Source organism: Kribbella sp. NPDC054772, assembly GCF_053611945.1.
On record NZ_JBSHBJ010000003.1, the window covers coordinates 476,939 to 499,631 of the forward strand.

The window sequence follows — 22,693 nt, forward strand, 5'->3', positions numbered from 1 at the left end:
GCGGGCGTCGCGCGCGGGGCTGGGGGGGGTCGGGCTGCGTGTGCGGGCGGGCTCTCCTCCCTCGGGCGGCCCCGCCCCCGGGCCCCGGCGGGCGCGCCCGCCCCCCCCCCCCCCCCGACCGTTGCGGGCTGGTGGTCAGGGGGTCAGCCGGCGTCGGCTCCGATGTTCGGTGGGGTTGGGATGGCGGTGCCGTAGTAGTCGATGCCGCCGTTGCCGGCGACTGTCACGCCTGCTCCGAGTGCAGGGGAGCCGGTCTTGAGGGTGTAGGCCTGCGGGCACGGCTGAGGCCCGGTGCCGGACGGGGGTGACCACGAGCAGGTGCCGCCGGACCCGGGCGAGGTGAACAGCGGGTCGCCCCACACGGCGGCCGTCTCCAGTCCGGCAGCCTGCCATGCTGCGAAGGTGCTGTAGGTCGTGCCGCCCCAGCGCCAGCCGGCTGTGTTCGGCCCGTAGTACAGGTTGTTCGCCAACGTCATCCCTGTCTGGGTGTACGGGTTGTAGTACAGCTGACCTGTCTTGCCCGAGCCGCGCTTGTTGGCCATGTAGCAGATGTTGTCCTTGATCTGCGAACCACTGGCCCACGTACCGGTGCTGTATCCGAAGTTGAAGCACGCGCTGGTGCCGGTCGGGACTGCTGCACGGATAGGTGACATCTGAGATGGCTTGCCGAGAGGTGGCCTGGAAGGATGTTGCTGTGCCAAAGCCCTATCCCCGCGAGTTCCGTGACGACGTGGTTCGCGTGGCTCGCGATCGGGGACCCGGAGTGACGGTTGAGCAGATCGCCAAGGACTTCGGGGTTCATCCGATGACGTTGTTCAAGTGGCTGCGCCAGGCCGAGGTCGACGACGGCGCCAAGAGTGGCGGGCCGGGTGTGTCTCGTGGTGAGTCGGCCGAGCTGCGCGAGGCCCGCCGGCGGATCAAGCTGCTGGAGCAGGAGAACGAGGTACTGCGCCGTGCGGCGGCGTACCTTTCGCAGGCACATCTTCCGGGAAAAGGCTCTACCCGCTCGTGAGCGAGCTGGCCGCCGCCGGGGTTCCGGTGGCGGTGACGTGCCGGGTACTGAAGATCGCTCGCCAGCCGTACTACCGGTGGCTGGCCCAGCCGGTCACCGCTACCGAGCTCGAGCAGGCCTACCGCGCCAACGCCTTGTTCGACGCGCACCGCGACGACCCGGAGTTCGGCTACCGGTTCCTGGTCGACGAAGCCCGCGACGCGGGCGTGTCGATGGCCGATCGGACCGCGTGGCGGCTCTGTTCGTCCATGGGCTGGTGGAGCGTGTTCGGCAAGAGACGCGGCAAGAACGGCAAGAAGCCCGGCCCGCCGGTCCACGACGACCTCGTCCGCCGTGACTTCACCGCACAGAACCCGAATCAGCTGTGGCTGGCCGACATCACCGAACACCGCACAGGCGAGGGCAAGCTGTGCCTGTGCGCGGTCAAGGACGTCTACTCCAACCGGATCGTGGGCTACTCCATCGATTCCAGGATGAAATCCCGCCTCGCCGTGGCCGCGCTCAACAACGCCGTCGCCCGCCGCGATGAGGTCGCCGGCTGCGTTCTGCACACCGACCGCGGATCGCAATTTCGGTCCAGGAAATTCGTGCGGGTACTCAGCCGCCACGGCCTGGTCGGCTCCATGGGCCGAGTCGGCGCGGCCGGAGACAACGCGGCCATGGAAAGCTTCTTCGCGCTGCTGCAGAAGAATGTTCTCGACCGGCGGACCTGGTCCACCCGCGAGGAACTCCGGATCGCGATCGTGGGCTGGATCGAACGGACCTACCACCGCCGCAGACGCCAAGCCGCCCTCGGCCGGTTGACCCCCATCGAATACGAAACAATCATGACCACACCGGCCAGTCAGGCCGCGTGACCGAAACTGTCACCTACTCGTGCAGCAGACCCGTCGGCGTCCGCATCTGTTGCGTGGCTGCTGTTGTTGCCTGTCGGGTGAAGTTGCAGGCGCCGAGGAGAAAGATGGCCAGTGCACAGGCCAGCGGCGTCATTCGGCGCATTCAGTGGACTCTCTCGGTGAGCTCGCTTCACGTGGAGGATAGATAGTCTCACCTCCCTGAGGAGGTCCGTCCTACGACCGCCTGAGTCTGGTCGCTGGTGGCGGGGCCCAGGATAGGTTCGCGCAGCGGGCCCGATGGTGCGGTCCTCGGCGACGGTCAGCGCGATGACGGGTGGCCCCGGTTGCCGACGCCTTGTTTGGACAGGCTGTAGACGGTGCCCCCGCGGGGTACGAACTGATGCGGGTTGACATCGGGCGCGGCATCGGGCTGGTGTGCCGAATGTGCGATGAAGTTGAAGTCAAGGCAGGTTGTCATCTGTTCCCCGGTGTCGCTCTGGGGTGGTGGGGATCGCATCGGGGATTCGGCGAGGCCTCTGTCTCCCGAGGTAGACAGAGGCGCTTCGGGTCAGATCGATGGCCGGCACCGAGTTGGCTCCTCAGCTTTGCTCGTCGGCTGGTGTATGCGCGCGCCAGTCGCCTGCCTAACGGAGGTCGGGGTCGTCGAAAGCTTGTTCTAGGGCGTGGGCGGCGGCGGGGTTGGCGGCTTGGCGGCCCATGTAGACGTCTTGGGTGATGGAGACTTTGGCTTGGCCTAGTTGGTCGGCGATTTGGCGGGCTGTGTGGCCGGCTTGGTCGAGGGTGGTGGCGACGGTTTTGCGGAGCGCGTGGGAGCGGATCCAGGCGAGTTTGTCGGATTCGGTGGGTTGGGTGGCGTCGTGGAGTTGGGCGAGGAGCAGGTGGTGGTTCTGGAGTCGGACTCCGTAGGTTGCGACGAGGGCCGAGATCATTTGGTGGTCGACTTTGAGGCGGCCGGTTTCGATGAGTTCGATGCGGGTCTGCGGCCAGCTCAGGGTGTCTGCGACTTCTTTGCGGGTCATCCTGCTTTGGCGGCGGAGGAGTTTGAGGCTGGCGCCTAGGTCATGGCGGGCGGTGCTCCCGATGGGTGAGAGAGCGGTGCGGAGGGCTCGTCGGGTGTTGGAGGGGTCTCTGTAGCCGCCGCGGGTGTCGGCGAAGAGGGGTTCGTCGAGACGGATGCCTGCGGCATGGCGGCTGCGGAGCATCGTGAGGGCCCAGTCGGGGAGGTGGAGTAGGCGTTCGCCGGCCTTGGACTTTGTGGCTTTGCGGATGAGGCCTTCGCCCGAGATGCGGGCGATCGTGTGGGTGATTGCGACTGTGCCGGCTTCGAGGTCGGCCTGGTGCCAGAGGACGGCGAGGGACTCGCCGATGCGGACGCCTGTGGCGAGCATGAAGGTGACGAGGTCTGGGAGGTCGGCTTCGGTGGCTCGCTCGTCGGCGGTGAGGCTGGTGCGGAGGAGGCGGACTTCGTGGCTGGTGAGGGCGCGGGGTGGGTTTTTGGTGGGGGCTTCGATGGTGTCGACTTCGCGGACGGGGTTGACAGGGATGGCGCCGTAGCGGACGGCGAGTTTCATGGCGCCGGAGATGATGGCGCGGCAGGTTTTGGCGGTGGGTGCGCCGGCGGTGGTTTTGATCTTGGTGAGGACGGTGTCGATGCGAGGTGTGCTGGCTTCGCCGATGCGGAGTTCGCCGAGGGCGGGCCGGACGTGGTTCTTGAGAGCTCGGCGGTAGGTGTCCAGGGACGTGGGCGAGCGCTTCCCGTCGGCGATTAGTCCTTCGAATCTCTTCTCCCAGAGGTCGAGGAGGTGGTTGATCTTGTGCATCGCGGTCAGCTCGCCGGACTGATTCGTCTTCGCTCGCTCCTGGAGCTTCTTGAGGAGGGCGCGTTCGGCCGCTGTCTTGGTTTTGCTGTACGCCGAGACTTGGCGGACATGACCGTCGTGGTCGCGGAACTTGGCCTGCGACTTGTACTTGGTGGGCTTGCCGTTCGTATCTGTGTCTTTGACCCAGGGCGAGATCTCGCCCCAGGACCCGAGGGGGATCGGTGGTTTCGCCATGCCAAGCCTCCAGCCGCCGCGATGGTTGGCTGCTCAACGCCGGCCCATCGCCGGGAATGGACATTCCGGCGACGATGCGAAGCGATGTGATGTGACGCACAGTCATGATCAGATGAGGCCCGCTCGCTGGGCTCGTGATGGCCGTGTGCCGATCAACTCGTGAGCGCTGCTCGGCAAATGAGTGCGTATCGAGTGCGCAGCAGACATGAAGAAGCCCAGGACACTTGCGTGACCTGGGCTGTTGTGCGCCGCCAGGGACTCGAACCCCGAACCCGCTGATTAAGAGTCAGCTGCTCTGCCAATTGAGCTAGCGGCGCTTGCAACGAAGAGGACTCTAGCAGGGGGATCGGGGAAGTACGAAATCGGTTAGCGGGTGAGGACGGTCATCGCTGCGTTGTGGCCGCCGAGGCCGGAGACGGCGCCGCCGCGGCGGGCGCCGGAGCCGCAGATCAGGAGATTCGGGACGTCGGTTTCGGTGCCCCAGCGGCCGGCGTCGGCGGGGTCGGTGGCCCACGGCCACTGGAGGTCGCCGTGGAAGATGTGGCCGCCGGGCATGCCGACGGATTCCTCGATGTCGTACGGCGTCTTCGCCTCGACGCACAGGTTGCCGTCGGCGTCGCGGGCGATGCAGTCCTCGAGCGGCTCGGCGAGGTACGACTCCAGCCCGGCGAGCACGCGGCGCGTCGCCTCGGAGCGCACCGAATCGTTGTCGGAGGCAAATAACCGGGCGGGGAAGTGGACGCCGAAGACGGTGAGTGTGTGGTAGCCGGAGGCAACCAGATCGGGGGAGAGGATCGACGGGTCGGTCAGTGAGTGGCAGTACACCTCGGACGGCGGTACGGCGGGCAGCTCGCCACCCGCGGCGGTACGGTACGCCGACTCGAGCTGGCTGTAGTCCTCGTCGATGTGGAACGTGCCCGCGAACGCCTGCCTCGGGTCGTCACCGGACTTCAAGGCGGGAAGGTGGCGGAGCAGCAGGTTGATCTTCAGCTGCGACCCCTCCGGCTTCTCCACGCCGGTCTGACCACGCAGTGCAGCCAGAGTGGACGGTGCGACGTTCGAGAGCACCCAGGTGCAGTCGACGGACCGCTCACCGTCACCGCCGAGCCAGGTGACTGATCCGCGGTTCCCGTCGACCTCGACCGAGGTGACTGACGCGTTGGTGACCAGTGCGGCGCCTGCACGGCGTGCAGCCGCTGCCAGTGCGTCGGTGACCGCACCCATGCCGCCGACGGGTACGCGCCACTCGCCGTTGCCGTTGCCGATCAGGTGGTACAGGAAGCACCGGTTCTGGATCAGCGACCCGTCATGCAGCCCGGCGAACGTTCCGATGACGGAGTCCGTCGCCACCACGCCACGCACGGTGTCGTCGGTGAACCGGCGCTCGATGCTCTCTCCGAGCGGTCGCTCGACCAGTTCGTCCCACAGTGCGCTGTCGACACGCGAGCGGAGGTCAGCGGCCGGCCGCAGCGGTTCGAGCAGCGTCGGTGCGACAACGGCGGCCAGCGACCCGACGGACCCGTAGAAGTCGGTCCAGGCCTTGTACTCCGTTTCGCCGCCGGTCAGCGTCCGGAACGACTCCCTGGTGCCGGCGCCTTCCGGCCGCTCGACCATCAGGCCGACGTCGCGCCCACCACGACGTACGGGCGTGTACGACGCCACTGAGCGGGAGCGGAGGTCCAGATGCAGACCGAGGTCGGTGACGATCTTGTCGGGCAACAGGCTGACCAGGTACGAGTACCGGGAGAGGCGGGCGTCCACGCCGGGGAACACCCGCTCGCTGACTGCTGCGCCGCCGGTGTGGGCCTGTTGCTCGACGATCAGCGTGGACAGGCCGGACTGAGCCAGGTACGTGGCGGCGACGAGGCCGTTGTGCCCACCCCCGACGATGACGACGTCGTAGAAGTCCTTCATCCCACCGGCCAATCGAGCTTGTGGTGCGCGGCGTCCCAGAACATCCATTCGTAGCGGCACGTTGTAGCGAAGTGCTGATGACAACGTTCCCGCTCCGCGGCGCCCACGTCCAGCTTGTCTGTCACCGCAAGCACCGACTCGACGACCGCGTCGAACTCCTCCGAGCCGTACGTCTCGATCCACTTCCGGTACAGCGGGTCCGGTGAGGACCGCTGGAGCAGTTCCCGGCCGACGTCTCGATAGATCCAGTAGCAGGGCAGTACGGCGGCCACTGCCTCGGCGTACGTCCCCGTGGAGCACACGGCGGTCAGATAGGACATGTACGCCGTCGTGGTCGGACCGGACCCTGCTGCGTCGACATCCCCGGACGTGAGCCCCAGCGACGCCAGCAGCGACGTGTGCAGCTCCCGCTCGACGGCGATCGCGTTGGCGGCATGCAGTGCGAACATGCTGACCGCGTCCTCGTCGGTGGCCCGGCCGGCGACCAGAGCGAGCGCTCTGGAGTAGGAGCGCAGGTAGTGGCTGTCCTGGATGATGAAGTACCGGAACGCGTCGTGGTCGAGGGTCCCGTCGGTCAGTCCCGTGATGAACGGGTGCCGGACGATCTCGCCGTACACGGAGGCTGCTCCGCGGTCCCACAGCTCGCTGGAAAACGTCATCCCCACTCCTCGCCCTCGACTGGCACCGACCTTATCCACAGGTCATCGCCGGAACACGAGACGATTGTCACGCTCCGGCTCTACCCTGGCGCCATGGCCATCCAGGGGGAGCAGTCGGACGAGCGGGCCGGGATGCCGGCGGACACGCCGTTGCTGCGGCGGATCCGGGCGTCGGTGATCGGTGACGACCAGGTGATGCCCGGGCCGTACGGTCCACGCCGGGTGACGTACGCCGACTACACGGCGTCCGGTCGCGCGCTCACCTTCCTGGAGGACTTCATTCGCGAGGAGGTGCTCCCGCGGTACGCGAACACCCACACCGAGTCGAGCGGCACCGGCCTGCAGACCACCCGCCTCCGGGAGGACGCCCGCCGGATCATCCACACCAGCGTGGGCGGCGACGACGAGACCGCGGTGATCTTCTGCGGGTCGGGAGCGACCGGTGCGATCGACAAGCTGATCGGGATCATGGGCCTGCGGATCCCCGCGGAGCTCGACGACACCTATCACCTGATCGACCAGATTCCGCCGGAGCAGCGGCCGGTCGTCTTCATCGGGCCGTACGAGCATCACTCCAACGAGCTGCCCTGGCGTGAGTCGATCGCCGATGTGGTGGTGATCGGGCAGGACGCGGACGGCCACATCGACATCGATCAGCTGGAAGCGAGGCTGCGCGAGTACGCCGAGCGACCGCTGAAGATCGGCTCGTTCTCGGCTGCCAGCAATGTCACCGGCATCGTCAGCAACACGCAACGCGTGTCGGCGCTGCTGCACCGGCACGGCGCGCTCTCGTTCTGGGACTGCGCCGCCGCCGCGCCGTACGTCGAGATCGACATGTACGGCGGCCGCGACCGGGACCCGTTGTCGTACAAGGACGCGATCTTCCTCAGCCCACACAAGTTGATCGGTGGTCCGGGGACTCCCGGCGTACTCGTTGCTCGGCGCGAACTGCTCGGCAACCGAGTGCCCGACGTACCCGGTGGGGGCACGGTCGCGTACGTGAACCCGCTGGAGCATCGGTACCTCGACGATCCGGTGCACCGGGAGGAGGGCGGGACGCCGGCGATCATCGGGTCGATCCGGGCCGGGCTCGCGTTCCAGCTGAAGCAGGCGGTCGGGATCGACGTGATCCGGGCGCACGAGGACGCGTACCTGCGGCGCGCGGTCGAGGCCTGGATCGCGGAACCGAGTCTGCAGATCCTCGGCAACCTCGACTCCGAGCGGCTCTCGATCGTGTCGTTCGTGGTGAAGGCGCCCTCGGGCCGGTACCTGCACCACAACTTCGTGGTCGCCCTGCTGAACGACCTCTTCGGGATCCAGTCCCGCGGCGGTTGCTCCTGCGCCGGTCCGTACGGTCACACCCTGCTCGGCATCGACCTGGACCGCTCGCACGAGTTCGAGGAGGAGATCCTGCACGGCTGCGAGGGGATCAAGCCGGGCTGGGTGCGGGTCAACTTCAACTACTTCATCTCGGAGGCCGTCTTCACGTACGTCGTCGAGGCCGTCAAGCTCGTCGCTCGGGACGGGTGGCGGCTGCTCGGCGACTACCGCTTCGACCCGGCGAACGGCCTCTGGCGCCATCACCGCGGACCGGTCGAGCCCCCGATGCGGCTCTCCCAGGTCGGGTACGACGCCGACGGCAGGCTCCGGTACCCGCGCCACGACCACACCGCCCCCGAGTCGGCGCTCGATGAGTACCTGGCCGAGGCCTGCGATCTGCTGTCCACGTGTCAGCAGGACCGGATCGATGCCGAGGGCCAGGTCAACACCGACTTCGATCACCTGCGCTGGTTCGAGCTGCCGTCTCGCTGCCTCACGCATGACTGACCACGTCCTCGGCGTCGATGCCTGCCGGAAGGGCTGGGTCGGGATCACGGGGGATCTGCGGGCGTACTTCGGGGTGACGATCGCGGACCTGGTGGCGGCGGCCGAGCAGGACGGAGAGTTGCGGGTGATCGGGATCGACATCCCGATCGGCCTGCCGTCGGCCGGTCCGAGGCAGGCGGATGCGCTAGCGCGCACGGCCGTCGCCGCGAGGCTGGTGCGGCGCTCCGGCCCGACGCTCACCGACCGCGAGGTCGAGATCCTCAACCTGCTCGCCACCGGCCTGTCGAACCGCACCCTCGCCCGCCGGTTGTTCGTCAGCGAGGCGACGATCAAGTCACACCTCGCGCACATCTACACCAAGCTCGAGGTCGACACCCGAGCCGCGGCCGTCGCCCGGGCGATTGACCAACGGATCATCCGTCGGTCCAGTTAGGGTTCGACTGTGAGCAGCTCCGATGACGCAGACGGCGGCGAGAGCCTGCTGACCGTCCTGGTCGCGCTCACCGCGAACCTGCTGATCGCCGTCGCCAAGACCGTGGTCGCGGTGATCACCGGGTCGGCGTCGATGGCGGCCGAGTCGGCGCACTCCTGGGCGGACACGGGCAACGAGATCTTCCTGCTGGTCGGCGAGCGCCGGGCGCGCAAACCCGCCGACCGCACGCACCCACTCGGGTACGGCCGGGTCGGTTACATCTGGTCGATGTTCGCCGCCTTCGGACTGTTCACGGTGGGTGCCGCGGTCTCGGTCTGGCACGGCATCCAGTCGCTGCAGCACGGTGAGGCGGAGAGTACGTCGTACGGCTGGGCGTACGCCGTGCTCGGCGTCTCGTTCGTGCTCGAGGCGATCTCGTTCGCGCAGGCGCTGCGGCAGACGAAGGCCGGCGCGCTCGAGCGGATGCTGCGGCCCTGGCGGTACGTGCGACTCACGTCGAACCCGGTGCTCCGGGCGGTGTTCGTGGAGGACCTGTCCGCACTGATCGGCATCCTGATCGCGACCGTCGCGATCCTGCTCCACCAGCTCACCGGCAACGCGGCCTGGGACGCGATCGGTTCGATCGTCGTCGGCATCCTGCTCGGCGTGGTCGCCCTGTTCCTGATCAGCCGGAACATGGACTTCCTCACCGGCGAGGCGGTGACACCGCTGGCCCGCAACCGGGCCTTGCGGGCGCTGCTCGATCACCAGGACATCGAGCGGGTCACGTTCCTGCACATGGAGTGGGTCGGCGCGGACCGGATCTTCCTCGTCGCCGCGGTGGACGTCGTCGGGAACGATGTGGAGTCCGAGGTCGCGGCCCGGCTGTACGCGATCGAGGACGCGCTGAACGCGCGGCCGGAGATCCAGCAGGCGATCCTCACGCTCTCGCGCCCCGGCGACCTCACCAACCTCGAGCCGGGCCAACTGCCCCGCTGGTACGTCGAGCCTCCGGTCTAGGGCACATTCGCGAGGAAGCGTTCGCGGTCGACCAGGACGCGCTCCAGTTCGCCGTCCGCGACGAGCTGACCGGCCGAGTTCGTGGCGCGCACCTGGAAGCGCAGGTGCCGGCCGTCGACCTCGGGGTCGTCCGCGACGATGTCCACGGTGTCGCCGACCCGCGTCGGTAGCCGGTGGCGGATGCGCACCGCCGTACCGACCGAGGTCTGGCCGGGGCCGAGGTGGCGCTGGGCGAGCTGGGTGGTGGCGTGCTCCAGCCAGGTGATGAGGCGAGGCGTGGCGAGGACGTCGACGTCGCCGCTGCCCACGGCGACCGCGGTGTCGGCAGCAGTGACCTCGTAGCGCACGGCAAGTGTCCTCTCTGGGCCGTGTACGCTCCCGTCCGTGGAGCCCGTACACGTTGCGGTTGCGGCGTTGGCTGCATTGTTGCCGATCATGAATCCGATCGGTGCGCTGGCCACCTTCGCAGGTCTGACGCAGGGCGTCGGCCGGACCGCCATCCGGCGGCAAGCGGTGCTGACAGGTGTCTACGTGTTCGGCATCCTGACCGTGTTCGCGCTGCTCGGGACGCTCGTACTGGAAGGCCTGGGGATCGGCCTGCCCGCGCTGCAGATCGCGGGCGGCCTGGTGGTCGCGCACTCCGGTTTCGGGATGATCGTGGCCCGCCAGACGCTGACCGACGACGAGAAGATCGGGGTCGAGCTCGTGACCCACGGCGTCCTCGCAGTGAAGTAACACGCCCGATAATTCGTAGGGTGCTCCGGACCCCGTGGCGGCGAGTGGCTGAGCTTGGGCACTTAGACCTTCTCAGCCGGTCTCGCCGCCTCGGCGACCCTCACCGACACCCCCACTGGCTACGTCGTCGCGGACGCTGTCCGCTTCGTCCGCCGGTGAGCTACTTGCCGGCCTTTGCCGACGGGAGCTTCCACGCGTTGCTCTTCGCCAGGGTGGTGAGGTCGGCGACAGAGAGGATGGGCGTGGGGCGGGTGTGCTGCTTGCCCTTCTCCGCCGGGCCGTTGTAGCTGGTGACGTTGATGTTGCGGCCGTCGTGTCGGTACAGGACGACGAGGTTGCTGACGACGCTGTACTGCGCCTGGCGGCTGTCGGAGTACTCCGGGGACTCCTTGGAGGTGAACAGGACCGAGCCGTCGGGCAGGGTCGTGCAGCCCTGGCGGGCGGGGCGGCACGGGTTCTGTTCGCCGCCGCCGGAGATCATCACGTCGACGCGGGCGGCGCCGTGGCCGTCGTTGACGACGTACGCGGCACCGGCGTAGTCGCCGCCACCCCAGGTCTCGGGCGCCGAGAACGTCCGGCCGGGTGCCTCGAGCAGGGACTTGAGCGTGGCCAGCGTCTGCTTCGGAGTCACCCCGACCGGCTTGGCGCTGGGCTTCGGCTTGACCGACGGCTGGGTCGACGGCTTGGTGAGCGGGGCCGGGGTGCCGGCGACCGCAGTGTCCACGGGGGAGCCGAACACGTGGAGCCCGCCCGCGATCAGGCCGGCGGTGGCGAGCACGGCTCCGGCGCCGGACGCGGTGCGCAGCGCCGTACGCCGGCGGCGCAGCCGAAGCCCCTGGGTGACGCTGCGTTCGAGCAGGTCGGGTGTGACCGGCTCGAGGTTCTCGGTGGCCTTCTGCATCAGGTCGGTGAGTTGGGTGTTCATGGGTTCTCCTCGGGTCAGTGCGCGATCAGCTGGGCGGCACCCTCACCGAGGACCGCGCGGAGGCGGTCCAGGGCGCGGGCGGTGCGAGTGGTGATCGCACTGGTGTTCTTGCCGAGATCGAGCGCCACTTGCTCGACGCTGCGATCTTCGAAGAACCGCAGCACCAGCACAGCCCGATCCAGCGGCGCCAGCTCGCTCAGAGCGCTCTGCAACGCCAGCCGCAGCTCCGGATCCCCGGCCCGTTCCACCACCTCGGGCAACGTCTCCGTCGGCCGCTCCGACCAACTCTTCCGCCGCCGCTGCGAGATGTACGTCCGCACCATCGCGGTCCGCGCATACGCCCCCGGGTTCTCCACCCGATGCCACACCTTCAGCAGATTCGCGAGCGTGTCCTGCACCAGATCCTCAGCGTGATGCCGATCCCCCACCAGCAACCAAGCAGTCCGATACAGCCGCCCCACAGAAGCCCGCGCAAACTCCTCGAACTCATCGGTAGACCTCATCCGCACCCTCTCGTCGATGCCTCTGCCCCAAGTGACGCATCGACAGGCACGTCAGATCACACCCAACCTCAGAACACCTTGGAAAGCACCCAAACGGCGAACGCCAAGAACCCCACCACAAACGTGACCAGAAGCACCACGCCATACCCGAACCACATGCTCCCAGAGGCCTTCACCGAAGCATCCTCCCACGCGACAGAACCCCAACCGGAGAGCCGCAAAGCAACGCCAGCCGGGGAGCCGAGCGAAGCGAAGGCGCAAGGGGGTGCGGGTGGCGGAGCCCCCGCCGGCGGCAAGCGAAGCGCAGCCGCACAAAATGCCGAAGGCGACCCGCTCTGCGCTCTCCGCAGACACGAGTCGCCCTCGACTTCGGGTGAGTGACGGGACTTGAACCCGCGACCACCTGGACCACAACCAGGTGCTCTACCAGCTGAGCTACACCCACCATTGCCGCCCGAATCGCGACGGCTGAGCAATCATAGCGATGAACTGTCGGGACCTGAAATCGAGGGTGGATCCGCAGGTCAGGAGCCTGTTGGGGTGTCCTCGATCGCGGTGCTGATGAGGCTGGCGGCGGCCCGGGCGGTGTTGGAGTCGGGGCCGGGTCGCGGCACGAACACGGTTTCCCGGTAGTACCGCAGTTCGTCGATGCTCTCGCTGATGTCGGCGAGCGCCCGGTGGTTGCCGCTCTTGGCGGGGGTGGCGTAGTAGACGCGCGGGTACCACCGGCGAACGAGTTCCTTGATGGAGCTGACGTCGACGTTGCGGTAGTGCAGGTGCGATTCGACGAGCGGCATGTCGCGGACGAGGAAGGTCCGGTCGGTGCCGACGGAGTTGCCGGCGAGGGCGGCCTTGCGGGGCTCTTTGACGTACCCCGTGATGAAGTCGAGCACCTGTTGTTCGGCGTCGGCGAGCGGGATGCCGGTCGCGAGCTCTTCGAGCAGCCCGGACGCGGTGTGCATGTCGCGGACGAAGTCACCCATCTGTTCGAGCGCGGCCGGGGGCGGCGCGATCACCAGGTCGATCCCGTCGCCGAGCACGTTCAGTTCGTAGTCGGTGACCAGCACCGCGACCTCGATCAGGGCATCGTTCGCCAGGTCGAGGCCGGTCATCTCGCAGTCGATCCACACCAGCCGGTCGTTCATGGGCAACCACCTTACGGTGAGCCGCCGACAGTCCCGCGACGGCGTGCCCAGTCAGCGCGGCGCGTGCCCAAGATGGACGCTCCGCACGGACAGTACGGCGAGGTCTACACGCCGTCCGAGGTAATACGGTCCTTCCGGGTCCAGTAATTGCCGCCAGGTGTCGACGTCCTCAGGACTCAACCACTCCTCATCGGTAGCGACCACGTGCCCATGACCGTGCCCATGCCCGTGTCCCGTACCGGTCAGCCGCTCGATCCGGCTCTGGAACCCCTGTACGACGCCATCCAGCCGCTCCGGTGACAGCGGCGCCGGCGTTTCGCTCAGCACGCTCCGCGTGGTCACCTCTGTCAGCCCAGCCCGAGTCAGCGCCTCGGTCCACCCGTACGGCAGCGGCACCGACCCCGGCAGCGAGTCCCGCATCGCCTTGAACCACCTGTCCTGCGCGAGGTCCAGACGCAGCTCCAGCCCGGGCTCACCGACCCCCAGCTCCCACGGCAGGTGCCGAGCCGGCAGTCCGCCCTCAGCGAGCGCCAACCGGCCACCAGGGCCGAGCAGTGACGCCAGCGCGTTCACTGCGGCCTGCTGGTCGGCAGCGTGGTGCACTGAGGCGGAGGCCCACACCAGGTCGGCCGGCGCGTCGATTGCCTGGCGCAACGGCTCCGCACCGTCGTCCATGGACGCCAGCTCGCACCGAACGAGCTCCGCGGTGTGCTCCCGCGCCTGCGCCAGTACGTCGGGATCCGCGTCGATCGCCACCACGGTCGCACCAGGCAACGCCTCGGCCAACGCCTTGGCCATCCCGCCGCCACCGCAGCCGACGTCCGCCACGACCTTGTCGCCGTCCCGCACCAGGCGGCCGGCCACTTCCGCGTTCCAGTCGGCCTCACCCGCGGCCGACGCACGCAGGCGCCCGGCCTCTCCGCCCCAATCGATCTCGATCATGTCGACAGTCTCGTCCCCGGGGAGAGCGCGGCCTACCTCTTGTTGCCGGACCGGCAAACGGCACTACCGTTGCCCGGTGATCGCGACAGACCGCCTGACCATGCTCCCGCTCCAGGTCGAGTACGCCGCAGCGATGGCGAAGGTGCTCTCCGACCCTGGCCTGTACTCGTTCACCGGCGGGGAGCCACCGAGTGCCGACGTACTGGAGGCGCGCTACCGCCGGCAGGTGGCCGGGCCGGACCGTCCGGACGAGCAGTGGCTGAACTGGGTGCTCGAGTACGACGGTGAGCTCGTCGGCTACGTCCAGGCGACCGTCACCGGAGGTACGGCGGAAATCGCGTGGGTCATCGGCACCGCCTGGCAGGGCCAGGGCTTTGCGAAAGAGGCAGCGCAGGGACTGGTCACCTGGCTGCGGGCACAAAAAATCGTCCGGATGGTTGCGCACATCCATCCGGACCACACCGCATCAGCCGCTGTCGCGACGGCAGTAGGACTTCACCGCACCGATGTGCTGGACGACGGTGAGTCCCTGTGGATGACAGGCCCGGAGTGACCCGGGCCTGTCATCGCTTCAGCTCAGACGGGGCGAACGTTCTCCGCCTGCAGGCCCTTCGGGCCCTGAGCGATCTCGAACTCGACCCGCTGGTTCTCGTCCAGGGAGCGGAAGCCCTGGGTCTGGATCGCCGAGTAGTGCACGAACACGTCGGCACCGCCGTCCTCCTGGGAGATGAAGCCGAAGCCCTTCTCGCCGTTGAACCACTTCACTGTTCCCAAAGCCATGTCTACTCCTGAGATGCCGAAACGCCCGCGGATCACATATCCGCGGGCGCTTCGAAAACGAACGTGGAACTGCAAAACTGCATCGGTCGGAAACTTTAGCACGCGGAATGCACCACCAGCCACCCATTCCCACGGCGAATCTCGTCGGGCGTCCCCGACCAGGTCGCGACGCACCCGGATGTCCCGCACTCACACGCGAACGGGTACGGCGGCAGCTCGGCCAGCCCGATGTCCGCCTGCCACAACCGCCCCTGCCGGCACGCCGCCTCGTTCTCGTACCGCCGCTGCCGACTCAGCTCGGCACCCGCCCGCAGCCGCGGCAGTGCCCCCAGTGCGTTCTCGACCGCTCGACCGACACCTGCCCAGTCCGGCTCGGCTGCCACCTCTATAACCAGCCGCCCACACTCTGCGGCCTCCCGTCGTACCAGCTCAGCCAGTAGGGCGTCCCGCGCCAGCAGGGCCTCCAGTCGGGCGCGACCCGCAGGGTCCTCAGCCCGCGCCAGCCGTTCCTCCCGAGCCCGCCGGGTCTGCTCAGCGTCCGGCACCAACCACACTGCCGCGTCGACCCCGTCCGCCATCGACGGGAAGAGCTGCGGACCCTCCACCAGCGCAGGTACGTCGCCCAGCGCGCGCTCCTGGACATCCTGCGCCACCAGCTCGAGCCGCAACCGCGAGCTCCGGACGAACGCGTCAGCGGCGTACTCCGGTCCCTTGGCGAGGTCCTCCGCCAGCGGCCGCAGCGGTGGCAACCGGTCCAGGTGCGCGTAGGTCCACAGGTCGATCGGGTGCAGCGGCAGGTCACTGCGCCGCGCGAGCCCCCGGGCAATCGTCGACTTCCCCGCGCCGGGGGCTCCACCGATCCACACCATCGCCGGCCAGGTCACTGCACCATCGTGCCTCAGGGGCGCACGTAGGTGGCGAGCGACGCGGCGCCCGTCTGGACCACCGAGGCGAGCTTCAGGTGCACCGGTGCGTCCGACGGCCCGAACAACTTCTCGCCGGCGCCGACGATCGACGGCAGCGTCATCAGCCGGTACTCGTCGACGAGGTCGGCGGCCTGCAAAGCGCGGGTCACGGTGAAGCTGCCGGTGACCGCGATGGTCCGCGGCTCCGACCGCACGTAGTCGGCCAGCGTGCCTTCCATCAGAGTCGAGTTCGGGAAGGCCGAGAGGTCGGTCAGCGAGTGCGACGCGACCACCTTGGCCATCTTGTTCATCCGGGTGGAGAAATCGTCGGTGCGGTTCGGCCAGAGCTTGCTGAACAGCTGCCAGGTGTCCTTGCCGAGCAGCAGTACCCCGGTGTCCATCAGCTCGCCGAGCCGGAACTTGTCGCCGCCGTGGGTCTCCGGCCCGTGCCGGAAGGCCCAGCCGCCGGCAGCGGTGCCGCCGGAGCCGTCCGGGTCGGTGACGACGCCGTCCATGCTGACGAACGAGGTGACGATGACGTGGCCCATGGTTCCTTCTCCTTCGATTGAGTGCTTACGCAGGTAGATACCGACGAGTGGGCCCTGATTCATCGGTCGTCGCGGAACTTTTTCTGGCGAGCGCTTACCGCCTGATGTGATCTTGACCGCATTCTGGCTCCAGCCTACTGTATCCCGTATACCAAGCGATCCGGGAAGGCAGGGACCCCTATGAGAGTTGCGGTTCTCGGCGCCGGTGCGATCGGTGCGTACGTCGGCGCGGCACTGCACCGTGGTGGCACCGAAGTCCACCTCGTGGCCCGTGGCGCGCACCTGGAAGTGATCCGGTCCGACGGCGTTGTCGTACGCAGTCCGCGCGGCGACTTCACGGCCCGGACGCCGGCCACTGACGACCCGGCCGAGATCGGTCCGGTCGACTACGTCTTCCTCGGACTCAAGGCGAACTCGTACGCGAGCGCCGGTCCGTTGCTCGCGCCACTGCTGCACGACCGCACGGTCGTGGTCGCGGCGCAGAACGGCATCCCGTGGTGGTACTTCCACGGTCTGAAAGGCCCGTACGAAGGCCGCCGGATCGAATCGGTCGACCCAGGTGGTGCCGTCACTCAGGTGCTCGACCTCGACCGCGCCATCGGTTGCGTCGTCTACTGCTCGACCGAGCTGGCCGGTCCAGGCGTCGTACAACACCTGGAAGGCACGCGATTCTCGATCGGCGAACCCGCGGGCGGTCCGTCACCGCGGTGTGAAGAATTCAGTACGGCGATGATCGCCGGCGGACTGAAGTGTCCGGTCGAGGACGACATCCGCAACGACATCTGGATCAAGCTGCTCGGCAACGCGGCGTTCAACCCGATCAGTGCGTTGGCCCGGGCAACGATGGTGGAGATCGCGACGCACCAGGGCACCCGGCAGATGGTCCGAATGATGATGGAGGAGTCGCTGGAGATCGCGGCCGCTCTCGGGTGCCACCCGGACATCTCGGTGGACAAGCGGCTGGACGGCGCCGAACGCGTCGGCGGGCACAAGACGTCGATGCTGCAGGACCTGGAGAAGGACAAGCCGCTCGAACTCGACGTGATCCTCGCCGCTGTCGTCGAGCTCGCGGACCTCACTGGCACCAAGGCCCCGACGCTGCGCGCCGTGCACGCGGTCGCCGACCTGCTCGCCACGAAGGTCGGCGTCTGAACCCAGGTGGGCTCGGCGACAGCGACGCCGGGTCCACCTGTTCCACCCCTTTCCACTCCGCTCCGGCTCGCCGAACAACCGATGTGTTGACGCAAACATGTCTAGACTGCGAGCCACGGGAGGTGGCAGCAGTGCCAGGCAGCGGACAGGTGGAGGGAACTGTAGGACGCCGGCGGCGAGGTCCGTCGATGGCCGACGTTGCGCGGCTGGCCGGGGTGTCCGGGCAGACCGTGTCCCGCGTCGCGAACGGCCGGCAGAACGTCGACGCGGCCACCCGCGCCCGCGTCCAGGACGCGATGCGGCAGCTCGGCTACCGCCCGAACGGCGCCGCCCGCGCCCTGCGCAGCGGTGAGTTTCACAGCATCGGCGTGGTCGTCTTCGAGCTGTCCACATTCGGTACGACGCGCACGCTCGACGCAATCGCCGCGGCAGCGACCGCGCGGGGGTACTCGGTGAACCTGCGCCCGGTCCTCGAGGCCAGTCAGCGTGCGGTCACCGATGCGTTCAGCCGGCTCAGTGAGCAGGCGGTCGACGGTGTCGTCGTACTCAATGAGGCGCACGTGCTGGACGACGTACATCTGCCGACTGGGCTACCGGTGGTGGTGGTGGATGCGAGCGTGCACCACGGCTACCCGATGGTCGACGCGGATCAGAACCAGGGCGCGCGGCTGGCCACCGAGCACCTGCTCGCGCTGGGGCACGAGACGGTGTGGCATCTCGGGGGACCGCGGACGTCGTTCGCCGCGGAACGGCGACGGCAGGCTTGGGAGGAGACGTTGCTCGAGCACAGCCGGCACGTTCCGCCGGTGCTTCACGGGGACTGGTCATCGACCTCCGGCTACGAGGTGGGGTGTCAGCTCGCGGCGAACGCGAACGTCACCGCGGTGTTCGTGGCCAACGACCAAATGGCCCTCGGTCTGCTGCGGGCGCTGCACGAGTGCGGCCGCGCGGTGCCGGACGAGGTCAGCGTGGTCGGCTTCGACGACATGGAGGAAGCGGCGCACTTCTGGCCGCCGCTCACCACCGTCCGGCAGACGTTCGCGGAGATCGGCCACCGCAGCGTCGACACCCTGATCGCGGAGATCAGGACCGACGAGCCGCCGCCCGCGCCGATCGCCGTACCCACTGAACTCGTCATCCGCCTCAGCACCGCCCCTCCACGCCGGCGCAGGGTTTAACCACCCAGCGGTACGAGCGTTGCTCGCAGCAGGGCTGCGGTCTCGGTAGGGGTCTTGCCGACGCGGACCCCGGCCGCTTCCAGGGCCTCCTGCTTCGCGGCCGCCGTACCGGACGAGCCGGACACGATCGCGCCCGCGTGACCCATGGTCTTGCCCTCCGGCGCGGTGAAGCCCGCGACGTACCCGACGACCGGCTTGGTCACGTTCTCCTTGATGAACGCGGCCGCCCGCTCCTCGGCGTCACCACCGATCTCACCGATCATCACGATCGCGTCGGTGTCCGGGTCGTCCTGGAACGCCTGCAGCGCGTCGATGTGCGTGGTCCCGATGATCGGGTCACCGCCGATCCCGATCGCGGTGGAGAACCCGAAGTCCCGCAACTCGTACATCATCTGGTAAGTCAGCGTGCCCGACTTCGACACCAGACCGATCCGGCCGGGACCCGCGATGTCCGCGGGAATGATGCCCGCATTCGACTGTCCTGGCGTGATGATCCCCGGGCAGTTCGGGCCGATCACCCGGGTGCCGTTCGCTTGGGCGTGAGCGAAGAAGGCCGCGGTGTCGTGCACCGGCACGCCTTCAGTGATCACCACGACCAGCGGGATCCCCGCGTCGACGGCCTCGATGACGGCCCCGCGGGTGAACCGCGGCGGCACGAGCACCACCGAGACGTCGGCACCGGTCGCCTGCACCGCGTCGGCGCAGGATCCGTACACCGGGATCGATCGTTTCGCGAAGTCGACCGACTGGCCGCTCTTGCCCGGTGTCACGCCGCCGACCACGGTGGTGCCGGCGGCAAGCATCCGGCTGGTGTGCTTCTGTCCCTCGGACCCGGTCATCCCTTGCACGACGACTCGGCTCTTCTCGGTCAGGAAGATCGCCATTCCTACGCTCCCTTCGCCGCGGCCAGAGCTGCCGCGTCATCCATCGTGTCGGCCACGGTCACCAGCGGATGGTTGGCCTGGGCAAGGATCTTGCGGCCCGCGTCGACGTTGTTGCCGTCCAGCCGGACGACGAGCGGTTTGTCGGCCTGGTCGCCGAGCAGTTCGAGCGCCTGCACGATGCCGTTCGAGACCGCGTCGCACGCGGTGATCCCGCCGAACACGTTCACGAACACGCTCTGCACCTGCGGATCGGACAGGATGATCCCGAGCCCGTTGGCCATCACCTCGGCGCTCGCACCACCTCCGATGTCGAGGAAGTTCGCCGGTTTCACGCCGTCCGACGCACCGGCGTACGCGACCACGTCGAGGGTGGACATCACCAGGCCCGCGCCGTTGCCGATGATGCCGACCGAGCCGTCGAGTTTCACGTAGTTCAGGCCCTTCGCGTGCGCGGCCGCCTCGAGTGGATCCGCGGCCGCCTTGTCGTCGAAGGCCGCGTGATCCGGATGCCGGTACGCCGCGTTGTCGTCCAGCGTCACCTTGCCGTCGAGCGCCTCCAGCGACCCGTCGGCGAGCTTGACCAGCGGGTTCACCTCGACCAGCGACGCGTCCTCGGCGATGAACACTTCCCACAGCCGCTGCACGACCGGGGCCGCGGCTTCCGGGAAGCCCGCCGCGGTCACGATCTCGGCGGCCTTCGCCTCGTCCACGCCGACGACCGGATCGACCGTCACCTTCGCGATCGCGTCCGGGTTCGTGTGCGCGACCTCTTCGATCTCGACACCGCCCTCGGTGCTGGCGATGCACAGGTACTCGCGGTTCGCCCGATCGACCAGGAAGGACAGGTAGTACTCCTCGGCGATGTCCGCGGCCGGTGCGAGCAGCACGCGCCGCACGGTGTGGCCCTTGATGTCCATCCCGAGGATCGCGCCGGCCGTCGTCACCGCCTCGTCCGGGTTAGCGGCCAGCTTCACGCCGCCGGCCTTGCCGCGGCCGCCGGTCTTGACCTGCGCCTTCACGACCACCCGGCCGCCGAGCTCAGCGGCGGCCGCTGCGGCATCGGCCGCATCCTCGATCACCCGGCCGAGCGTCACCGGGACGCCGCGCCGGGCGAACAGTTCCTTGGCTTGGTACTCCATCAGGTCCACGTCGCCTCCCTGAGTGTGTAGTGCCGACTGTATTCGGTATGCAATCTGCGAACAAGTGTCAGTCGCAACGCCTCAGGTCTGGACAGCTCCGGCCAAGGAGGGGTACCACAGATCTCATGTAGATCTAATACGGTATGCAGTAGTCAGGAGGCGACATGAATCACGTGATGCCCACGCCCCGGGACGTGCGTGACGTCTACGGCCGGCGGTACCGGATCGGTGAGGACGCCCGTGACCTGACCGGTCACCTCCGGCGCTGGCAACTCTGGGCGGCCTGGGCGTGCATGGTGGCGATCAGCCCGTTGCAGTACTCGTTCGGCACCGCCGCCCTCGGCCTCGACCGCGGCTGGGGTGCCGCGCGGACACTCTGGCTGCTCGCGATCTTCGTCGCCTGCCAAGCGCTCGTCGCGATCCCAGCGGCCTGGGCCCAGCGGGTACGACGTGCCTCGCCGACGCAACTGGTCGTCCTGGGCGGAGCGCTGGCCGCCGTCGGACTCGCGACGCTCGCGCACGCGAACAGCTATCTCCTGCTCGTCATCGGCTACGCACTGCTCGGCGGCACCGGAGCCGGTCTCGTGTACGCCGCGTGCATCACTACGTCGGCGCGATGGTTCCCCGAGCGGCGGACCGCTACGATCGGGTTCGTCACCGGCGGCTTCGCGGTCGGCGCCGTACCGAGCATCGCGCTGCTGGCGATCTTCCCCGCGCATCTGGGGACTGTCTTCGATCTGACCGCGCTCGTGGCGGTGCTGGTTGTGCTGGTCGCGGGCCGGTTGCTGAAGGACCCGCCGCGGTACTGGTGGCCCGCGGAGCTCGACGCGCAGGCGTGGGCGATCGACCGCAAACTGAACCGCAGCATTCCGCACAATGCACCCGCCGTACGCCAGTATCGTCCCGGCGAGGCCCTGCGTACCGGCGCGCTGCCGCTCATGTGGTTGCTCCTGGCAATTAGTGCGGCGCTGTCGCTGCTCGGGATCGCGTTCGTGGTCAGCTATGCGGTGAGTGCCGGACTGGGGATGGGGATCGCCGCGTTCGCCGCCGGGATGCTTGCCGCGGTCAACGGATTCGGGCGGTCGTTCGCGGGTCACCTGTCCGACAGCTTCGGCCGGCGCCGCGTGCTGGCTGCGGTCCTGATGATCGAAGGATTCGCCCACGTCGGGCTGGTGACGGCCGGTGCGGGATGGGCGTTCGTGGTGTGCGCGATGTTCGCCGGGCTCGGCGGCGGCGCCTTCTACGCGATCATGGCCAACCTCGTCCTCGAGTTCTTCGGCGAGAACAGCCTGCTCCAGAACCAGGCGATCCTGTACTCCGCGAAGGCTGCCGGCGGCCTGGTCGGCATCGGCGTCGCCGCGTCGGTGATAGCGACAGTCGGTTATCGACCGTTGTTCATCGGCGCCGGACTACTCGGCGTACTCACGGCCTTGAGTGTGCGGCTGCTCAAACAACCAGGCCGGCCGGCGCTGCCCGTACGGCATCAGCTCGGGACTCCGGTGGCGGGCGAGTGAACGGCTACGGGAAGATCCAGCGACCGGATCCGTGCGTGATGGAGTTGGTGTCCCGGCTGGCGCGGGAACCGTGGACGGATCGGCCCGCCTGCGTGCATCCGGTCCTGAGTTCGGTGGCTCGAGCGGCGCACGATCACAGCAGCTCGTCCGGTCGACGCGAACTGCTACCGCTGGCGCCGCAGTTTCTCGACACGAGCTGTGTGGGTTTCGAGGCATCGGCGCGGCTGGTCGCCCTGTGCGTGTCGACCGCCGTCGCCAGTGGTGAGCTGACCGGTGACGAGCGGTCGCGGTTGGCGGCGGCGCATCAGACCGCGCTGTATTTCCTGCGCCAGGAAGAGCGGCCCGGGGGAGCGGCGCGATGGTGGTTTCCGGTACTCGAGCGGTTCGGGTGGAGCGAGCCGTTCTACCGGACGTTCGTCGCTACAGAGCAGGCGGCGGAAGCAGTCGCGGGGGGCGGCGGCCGGGGGGGGGGGTTTTATTGTAGGGGGCGAGGGGCGGGGGGGGGGGGGGTCGCGGGGGTTTCCCGGGGGGGGGGGGCGGTTGCGGGCTTCGATGGATTCGAGGGGTTCGCCTTGGCGCCAGAGGGCT

Annotated in this window: 24 protein-coding genes and 2 tRNA genes; 9 read left to right on the forward strand and 17 right to left on the reverse strand. The window is 68.3% G+C overall.

Annotated features, from left to right (window positions below; translation table 11 throughout):
- Positions 1-143: 143 nt before the first annotated feature.
- The gene (locus ACWGID_RS07775) at positions 144-653 is read right to left on the reverse strand and encodes a hypothetical protein (RefSeq protein ID WP_452195499.1); all 510 of its coding nucleotides are present in this window, start codon (positions 651-653) and stop codon (positions 144-146) included.
- 41 nt (positions 654-694) lie between these two features.
- Here ACWGID_RS07775 and ACWGID_RS07780 point away from each other — a divergent pair.
- A protein-coding gene (locus ACWGID_RS07780; RefSeq protein ID WP_452195501.1) for an IS3 family transposase occupies positions 695-1,869 on the forward strand; the annotation gives its coding sequence in 2 pieces (ribosomal slippage) (positions 695-988 and positions 991-1,869; 1,173 coding nt in all).
- 13 nt (positions 1,870-1,882) lie between these two features.
- Here the strand turns inward: ACWGID_RS07780 and ACWGID_RS07785 are convergent.
- The 5 genes from ACWGID_RS07785 to tenA all read right to left on the reverse strand — a co-directional run bounded on the left by ACWGID_RS07785 (position 1,883) and on the right by tenA (position 6,496).
- Positions 1,883-2,011, reverse strand: a complete 129-nt coding sequence (locus ACWGID_RS07785) for a hypothetical protein (RefSeq protein ID WP_452195503.1) — start codon at positions 2,009-2,011, stop codon at positions 1,883-1,885.
- A gap of 481 nt (positions 2,012-2,492) precedes the next feature.
- Complete coding sequence (locus tag ACWGID_RS07790) at positions 2,493-3,923, reverse strand: helix-turn-helix domain-containing protein (RefSeq protein ID WP_452195504.1); 1,431 nt, start codon at positions 3,921-3,923, stop codon at positions 2,493-2,495.
- Between the two features lie 244 nt (positions 3,924-4,167).
- Positions 4,168-4,240, reverse strand: a tRNA-Lys gene (locus tag ACWGID_RS07795).
- Between the two features lie 49 nt (positions 4,241-4,289).
- Positions 4,290-5,837: a phytoene desaturase family protein gene (locus tag ACWGID_RS07800; RefSeq protein WP_452195615.1), complete on the reverse strand. Its 1,548-nt coding sequence runs from the start codon at positions 5,835-5,837 to the stop codon at positions 4,290-4,292.
- Positions 5,834-6,496, reverse strand: coding sequence for a thiaminase II (tenA, locus tag ACWGID_RS07805; RefSeq protein ID WP_452195506.1), 663 nt, complete (start codon positions 6,494-6,496; stop codon positions 5,834-5,836). The genes ACWGID_RS07800 and tenA overlap by 4 nt, the downstream gene beginning before the upstream one ends.
- A gap of 93 nt (positions 6,497-6,589) precedes the next feature.
- Between tenA and ACWGID_RS07810 the strand changes: the two genes are divergently transcribed.
- From ACWGID_RS07810 to ACWGID_RS07820, 3 genes are read left to right on the forward strand one after another with little or no spacing between them, the layout of a single operon-like run.
- Positions 6,590-8,323: an aminotransferase class V-fold PLP-dependent enzyme gene (locus ACWGID_RS07810; protein ID WP_452195508.1), complete on the forward strand. Its 1,734-nt coding sequence runs from the start codon at positions 6,590-6,592 to the stop codon at positions 8,321-8,323.
- Positions 8,316-8,756: a DUF429 domain-containing protein gene (locus tag ACWGID_RS07815; protein WP_452195509.1), complete on the forward strand. Its 441-nt coding sequence runs from the start codon at positions 8,316-8,318 to the stop codon at positions 8,754-8,756. Before ACWGID_RS07810 ends, ACWGID_RS07815 begins: the two co-directional genes overlap by 8 nt.
- 9 nt (positions 8,757-8,765) lie before the next feature.
- Positions 8,766-9,755: a cation diffusion facilitator family transporter gene (locus ACWGID_RS07820; protein WP_452195511.1), complete on the forward strand. Its 990-nt coding sequence runs from the start codon at positions 8,766-8,768 to the stop codon at positions 9,753-9,755.
- Here ACWGID_RS07820 and ACWGID_RS07825 read toward each other — a convergent pair.
- Positions 9,752-10,102: a thioesterase family protein gene (locus ACWGID_RS07825; protein ID WP_452195512.1), complete on the reverse strand. Its 351-nt coding sequence runs from the start codon at positions 10,100-10,102 to the stop codon at positions 9,752-9,754. The genes ACWGID_RS07820 and ACWGID_RS07825 overlap by 4 nt on opposite strands.
- A gap of 37 nt (positions 10,103-10,139) precedes the next feature.
- On the opposite strand from ACWGID_RS07825, the gene ACWGID_RS07830 reads away from it, so the two are divergent.
- On the forward strand, positions 10,140-10,490 hold the full coding sequence (locus ACWGID_RS07830) for a MarC family protein (RefSeq protein ID WP_452195513.1): 351 nt from the start codon (positions 10,140-10,142) through the stop codon (positions 10,488-10,490).
- A 160-nt stretch (positions 10,491-10,650) separates the two neighbouring features.
- On the opposite strand, the gene ACWGID_RS07835 is transcribed toward ACWGID_RS07830, so the two are convergent.
- From ACWGID_RS07835 to ACWGID_RS07855, 5 genes are all read right to left on the reverse strand, one after another.
- The gene (locus tag ACWGID_RS07835; protein ID WP_452195515.1) at positions 10,651-11,415 is read right to left on the reverse strand and encodes a hypothetical protein; all 765 of its coding nucleotides are present in this window, start codon (positions 11,413-11,415) and stop codon (positions 10,651-10,653) included.
- Between the two features lie 14 nt (positions 11,416-11,429).
- Complete coding sequence (locus ACWGID_RS07840; RefSeq protein WP_452195517.1) at positions 11,430-11,918, reverse strand: SigE family RNA polymerase sigma factor; 489 nt, start codon at positions 11,916-11,918, stop codon at positions 11,430-11,432.
- 372 nt (positions 11,919-12,290) lie between these two features.
- Positions 12,291-12,363, reverse strand: a tRNA-His gene (locus ACWGID_RS07845).
- A gap of 79 nt (positions 12,364-12,442) precedes the next feature.
- Positions 12,443-13,063, reverse strand: coding sequence for an oligoribonuclease (gene orn / locus ACWGID_RS07850; RefSeq protein WP_452195519.1), 621 nt, complete (start codon positions 13,061-13,063; stop codon positions 12,443-12,445).
- 51 nt (positions 13,064-13,114) lie between these two features.
- Positions 13,115-14,005: a class I SAM-dependent methyltransferase gene (locus ACWGID_RS07855; protein WP_452195521.1), complete on the reverse strand. Its 891-nt coding sequence runs from the start codon at positions 14,003-14,005 to the stop codon at positions 13,115-13,117.
- A gap of 76 nt (positions 14,006-14,081) precedes the next feature.
- Here ACWGID_RS07855 and ACWGID_RS07860 point away from each other — a divergent pair, with 76 nt between their 5' ends.
- Positions 14,082-14,558 (forward strand): GNAT family N-acetyltransferase, encoded by a 477-nt coding sequence (locus tag ACWGID_RS07860; RefSeq protein ID WP_452195523.1) that lies wholly within the window; start codon positions 14,082-14,084, stop codon positions 14,556-14,558.
- A gap of 23 nt (positions 14,559-14,581) precedes the next feature.
- On the opposite strand, the gene ACWGID_RS07865 is transcribed toward ACWGID_RS07860, so the two are convergent.
- The 3 genes from ACWGID_RS07865 to ACWGID_RS07875 all read right to left on the reverse strand — a co-directional run bounded on the left by ACWGID_RS07865 (position 14,582) and on the right by ACWGID_RS07875 (position 16,238).
- Entirely contained in the window at positions 14,582-14,785 is a 204-nt protein-coding gene (locus ACWGID_RS07865) for a cold-shock protein (protein WP_130381366.1), read from the reverse strand.
- Positions 14,786-14,880: 95 nt separating this feature from the next.
- Positions 14,881-15,669: a hypothetical protein gene (locus ACWGID_RS07870; RefSeq protein ID WP_452195525.1), complete on the reverse strand. Its 789-nt coding sequence runs from the start codon at positions 15,667-15,669 to the stop codon at positions 14,881-14,883.
- A gap of 14 nt (positions 15,670-15,683) precedes the next feature.
- On the reverse strand, positions 15,684-16,238 hold the full coding sequence (locus ACWGID_RS07875; protein WP_452195527.1) for a dihydrofolate reductase family protein: 555 nt from the start codon (positions 16,236-16,238) through the stop codon (positions 15,684-15,686).
- 180 nt (positions 16,239-16,418) lie between these two features.
- On the opposite strand from ACWGID_RS07875, the gene ACWGID_RS07880 reads away from it, so the two are divergent.
- Both ACWGID_RS07880 and ACWGID_RS07885 read left to right on the forward strand, forming a co-directional pair.
- Positions 16,419-17,390, forward strand: a complete 972-nt coding sequence (locus ACWGID_RS07880) for a 2-dehydropantoate 2-reductase (RefSeq protein WP_452195529.1) — start codon at positions 16,419-16,421, stop codon at positions 17,388-17,390.
- A 188-nt stretch (positions 17,391-17,578) separates the two neighbouring features.
- A complete protein-coding gene (locus ACWGID_RS07885) occupies positions 17,579-18,568 on the forward strand; it encodes a LacI family DNA-binding transcriptional regulator (RefSeq protein WP_452195531.1) in 990 nt (329 codons plus the stop codon).
- On the opposite strand, the gene sucD is transcribed toward ACWGID_RS07885, so the two are convergent.
- The gene (gene sucD, locus ACWGID_RS07890) at positions 18,565-19,452 is read right to left on the reverse strand and encodes a succinate--CoA ligase subunit alpha (RefSeq protein WP_452195533.1); all 888 of its coding nucleotides are present in this window, start codon (positions 19,450-19,452) and stop codon (positions 18,565-18,567) included. The genes ACWGID_RS07885 and sucD overlap by 4 nt on opposite strands.
- A gap of 2 nt (positions 19,453-19,454) precedes the next feature.
- Entirely contained in the window at positions 19,455-20,600 is a 1,146-nt protein-coding gene (gene sucC, locus ACWGID_RS07895; protein WP_452195534.1) for an ADP-forming succinate--CoA ligase subunit beta, read from the reverse strand.
- Between the two features lie 155 nt (positions 20,601-20,755).
- Here sucC and ACWGID_RS07900 point away from each other — a divergent pair, with 155 nt between their 5' ends.
- Positions 20,756-22,105, forward strand: coding sequence for an OFA family MFS transporter (locus ACWGID_RS07900; protein ID WP_452195536.1), 1,350 nt, complete (start codon positions 20,756-20,758; stop codon positions 22,103-22,105).
- Positions 22,106-22,693 lie beyond the last annotated feature (588 nt).

Bases quoted from the DNA above. Each gene is read 5' to 3' on its own strand.
- ACWGID_RS07775 (WP_452195499.1), bottom strand. From the start codon at position 653: ATGTCACCTATCCGTGCAGCAGTCCCGACCGGCACCAGCGCGTGCTTC.
- ACWGID_RS07785 (WP_452195503.1), bottom strand. From the start codon at position 2,011: ATGCGCCGAATGACGCCGCTGGCCTGTGCACTGGCCATCTTTCTCCTC.
- ACWGID_RS07790 (WP_452195504.1), bottom strand. From the start codon at position 3,923: ATGGCGAAACCACCGATCCCCCTCGGGTCCTGGGGCGAGATCTCGCCC.
- ACWGID_RS07800 (WP_452195615.1), bottom strand. From the start codon at position 5,837: ATGAAGGACTTCTACGACGTCGTCATCGTCGGGGGTGGGCACAACGGC.
- tenA (WP_452195506.1), bottom strand. From the start codon at position 6,496: ATGACGTTTTCCAGCGAGCTGTGGGACCGCGGAGCAGCCTCCGTGTAC.
- ACWGID_RS07810 (WP_452195508.1), top strand. From the start codon at position 6,590: ATGGCCATCCAGGGGGAGCAGTCGGACGAGCGGGCCGGGATGCCGGCG.
- ACWGID_RS07815 (WP_452195509.1), top strand. From the start codon at position 8,316: ATGACTGACCACGTCCTCGGCGTCGATGCCTGCCGGAAGGGCTGGGTC.
- ACWGID_RS07835 (WP_452195515.1), bottom strand. From the start codon at position 11,415: ATGAACACCCAACTCACCGACCTGATGCAGAAGGCCACCGAGAACCTC.
- ACWGID_RS07840 (WP_452195517.1), bottom strand. From the start codon at position 11,918: ATGAGGTCTACCGATGAGTTCGAGGAGTTTGCGCGGGCTTCTGTGGGG.
- orn (WP_452195519.1), bottom strand. From the start codon at position 13,063: ATGAACGACCGGCTGGTGTGGATCGACTGCGAGATGACCGGCCTCGAC.
- ACWGID_RS07855 (WP_452195521.1), bottom strand. From the start codon at position 14,005: ATGATCGAGATCGATTGGGGCGGAGAGGCCGGGCGCCTGCGTGCGTCG.
- ACWGID_RS07865 (WP_130381366.1), bottom strand. From the start codon at position 14,785: ATGGCTTTGGGAACAGTGAAGTGGTTCAACGGCGAGAAGGGCTTCGGC.
- ACWGID_RS07875 (WP_452195527.1), bottom strand. From the start codon at position 16,238: ATGGGCCACGTCATCGTCACCTCGTTCGTCAGCATGGACGGCGTCGTC.
- ACWGID_RS07880 (WP_452195529.1), top strand. From the start codon at position 16,419: ATGAGAGTTGCGGTTCTCGGCGCCGGTGCGATCGGTGCGTACGTCGGC.
- ACWGID_RS07885 (WP_452195531.1), top strand. From the start codon at position 17,579: ATGGCCGACGTTGCGCGGCTGGCCGGGGTGTCCGGGCAGACCGTGTCC.
- sucD (WP_452195533.1), bottom strand. From the start codon at position 19,452: ATGGCGATCTTCCTGACCGAGAAGAGCCGAGTCGTCGTGCAAGGGATG.
- ACWGID_RS07900 (WP_452195536.1), top strand. From the start codon at position 20,756: ATGAATCACGTGATGCCCACGCCCCGGGACGTGCGTGACGTCTACGGC.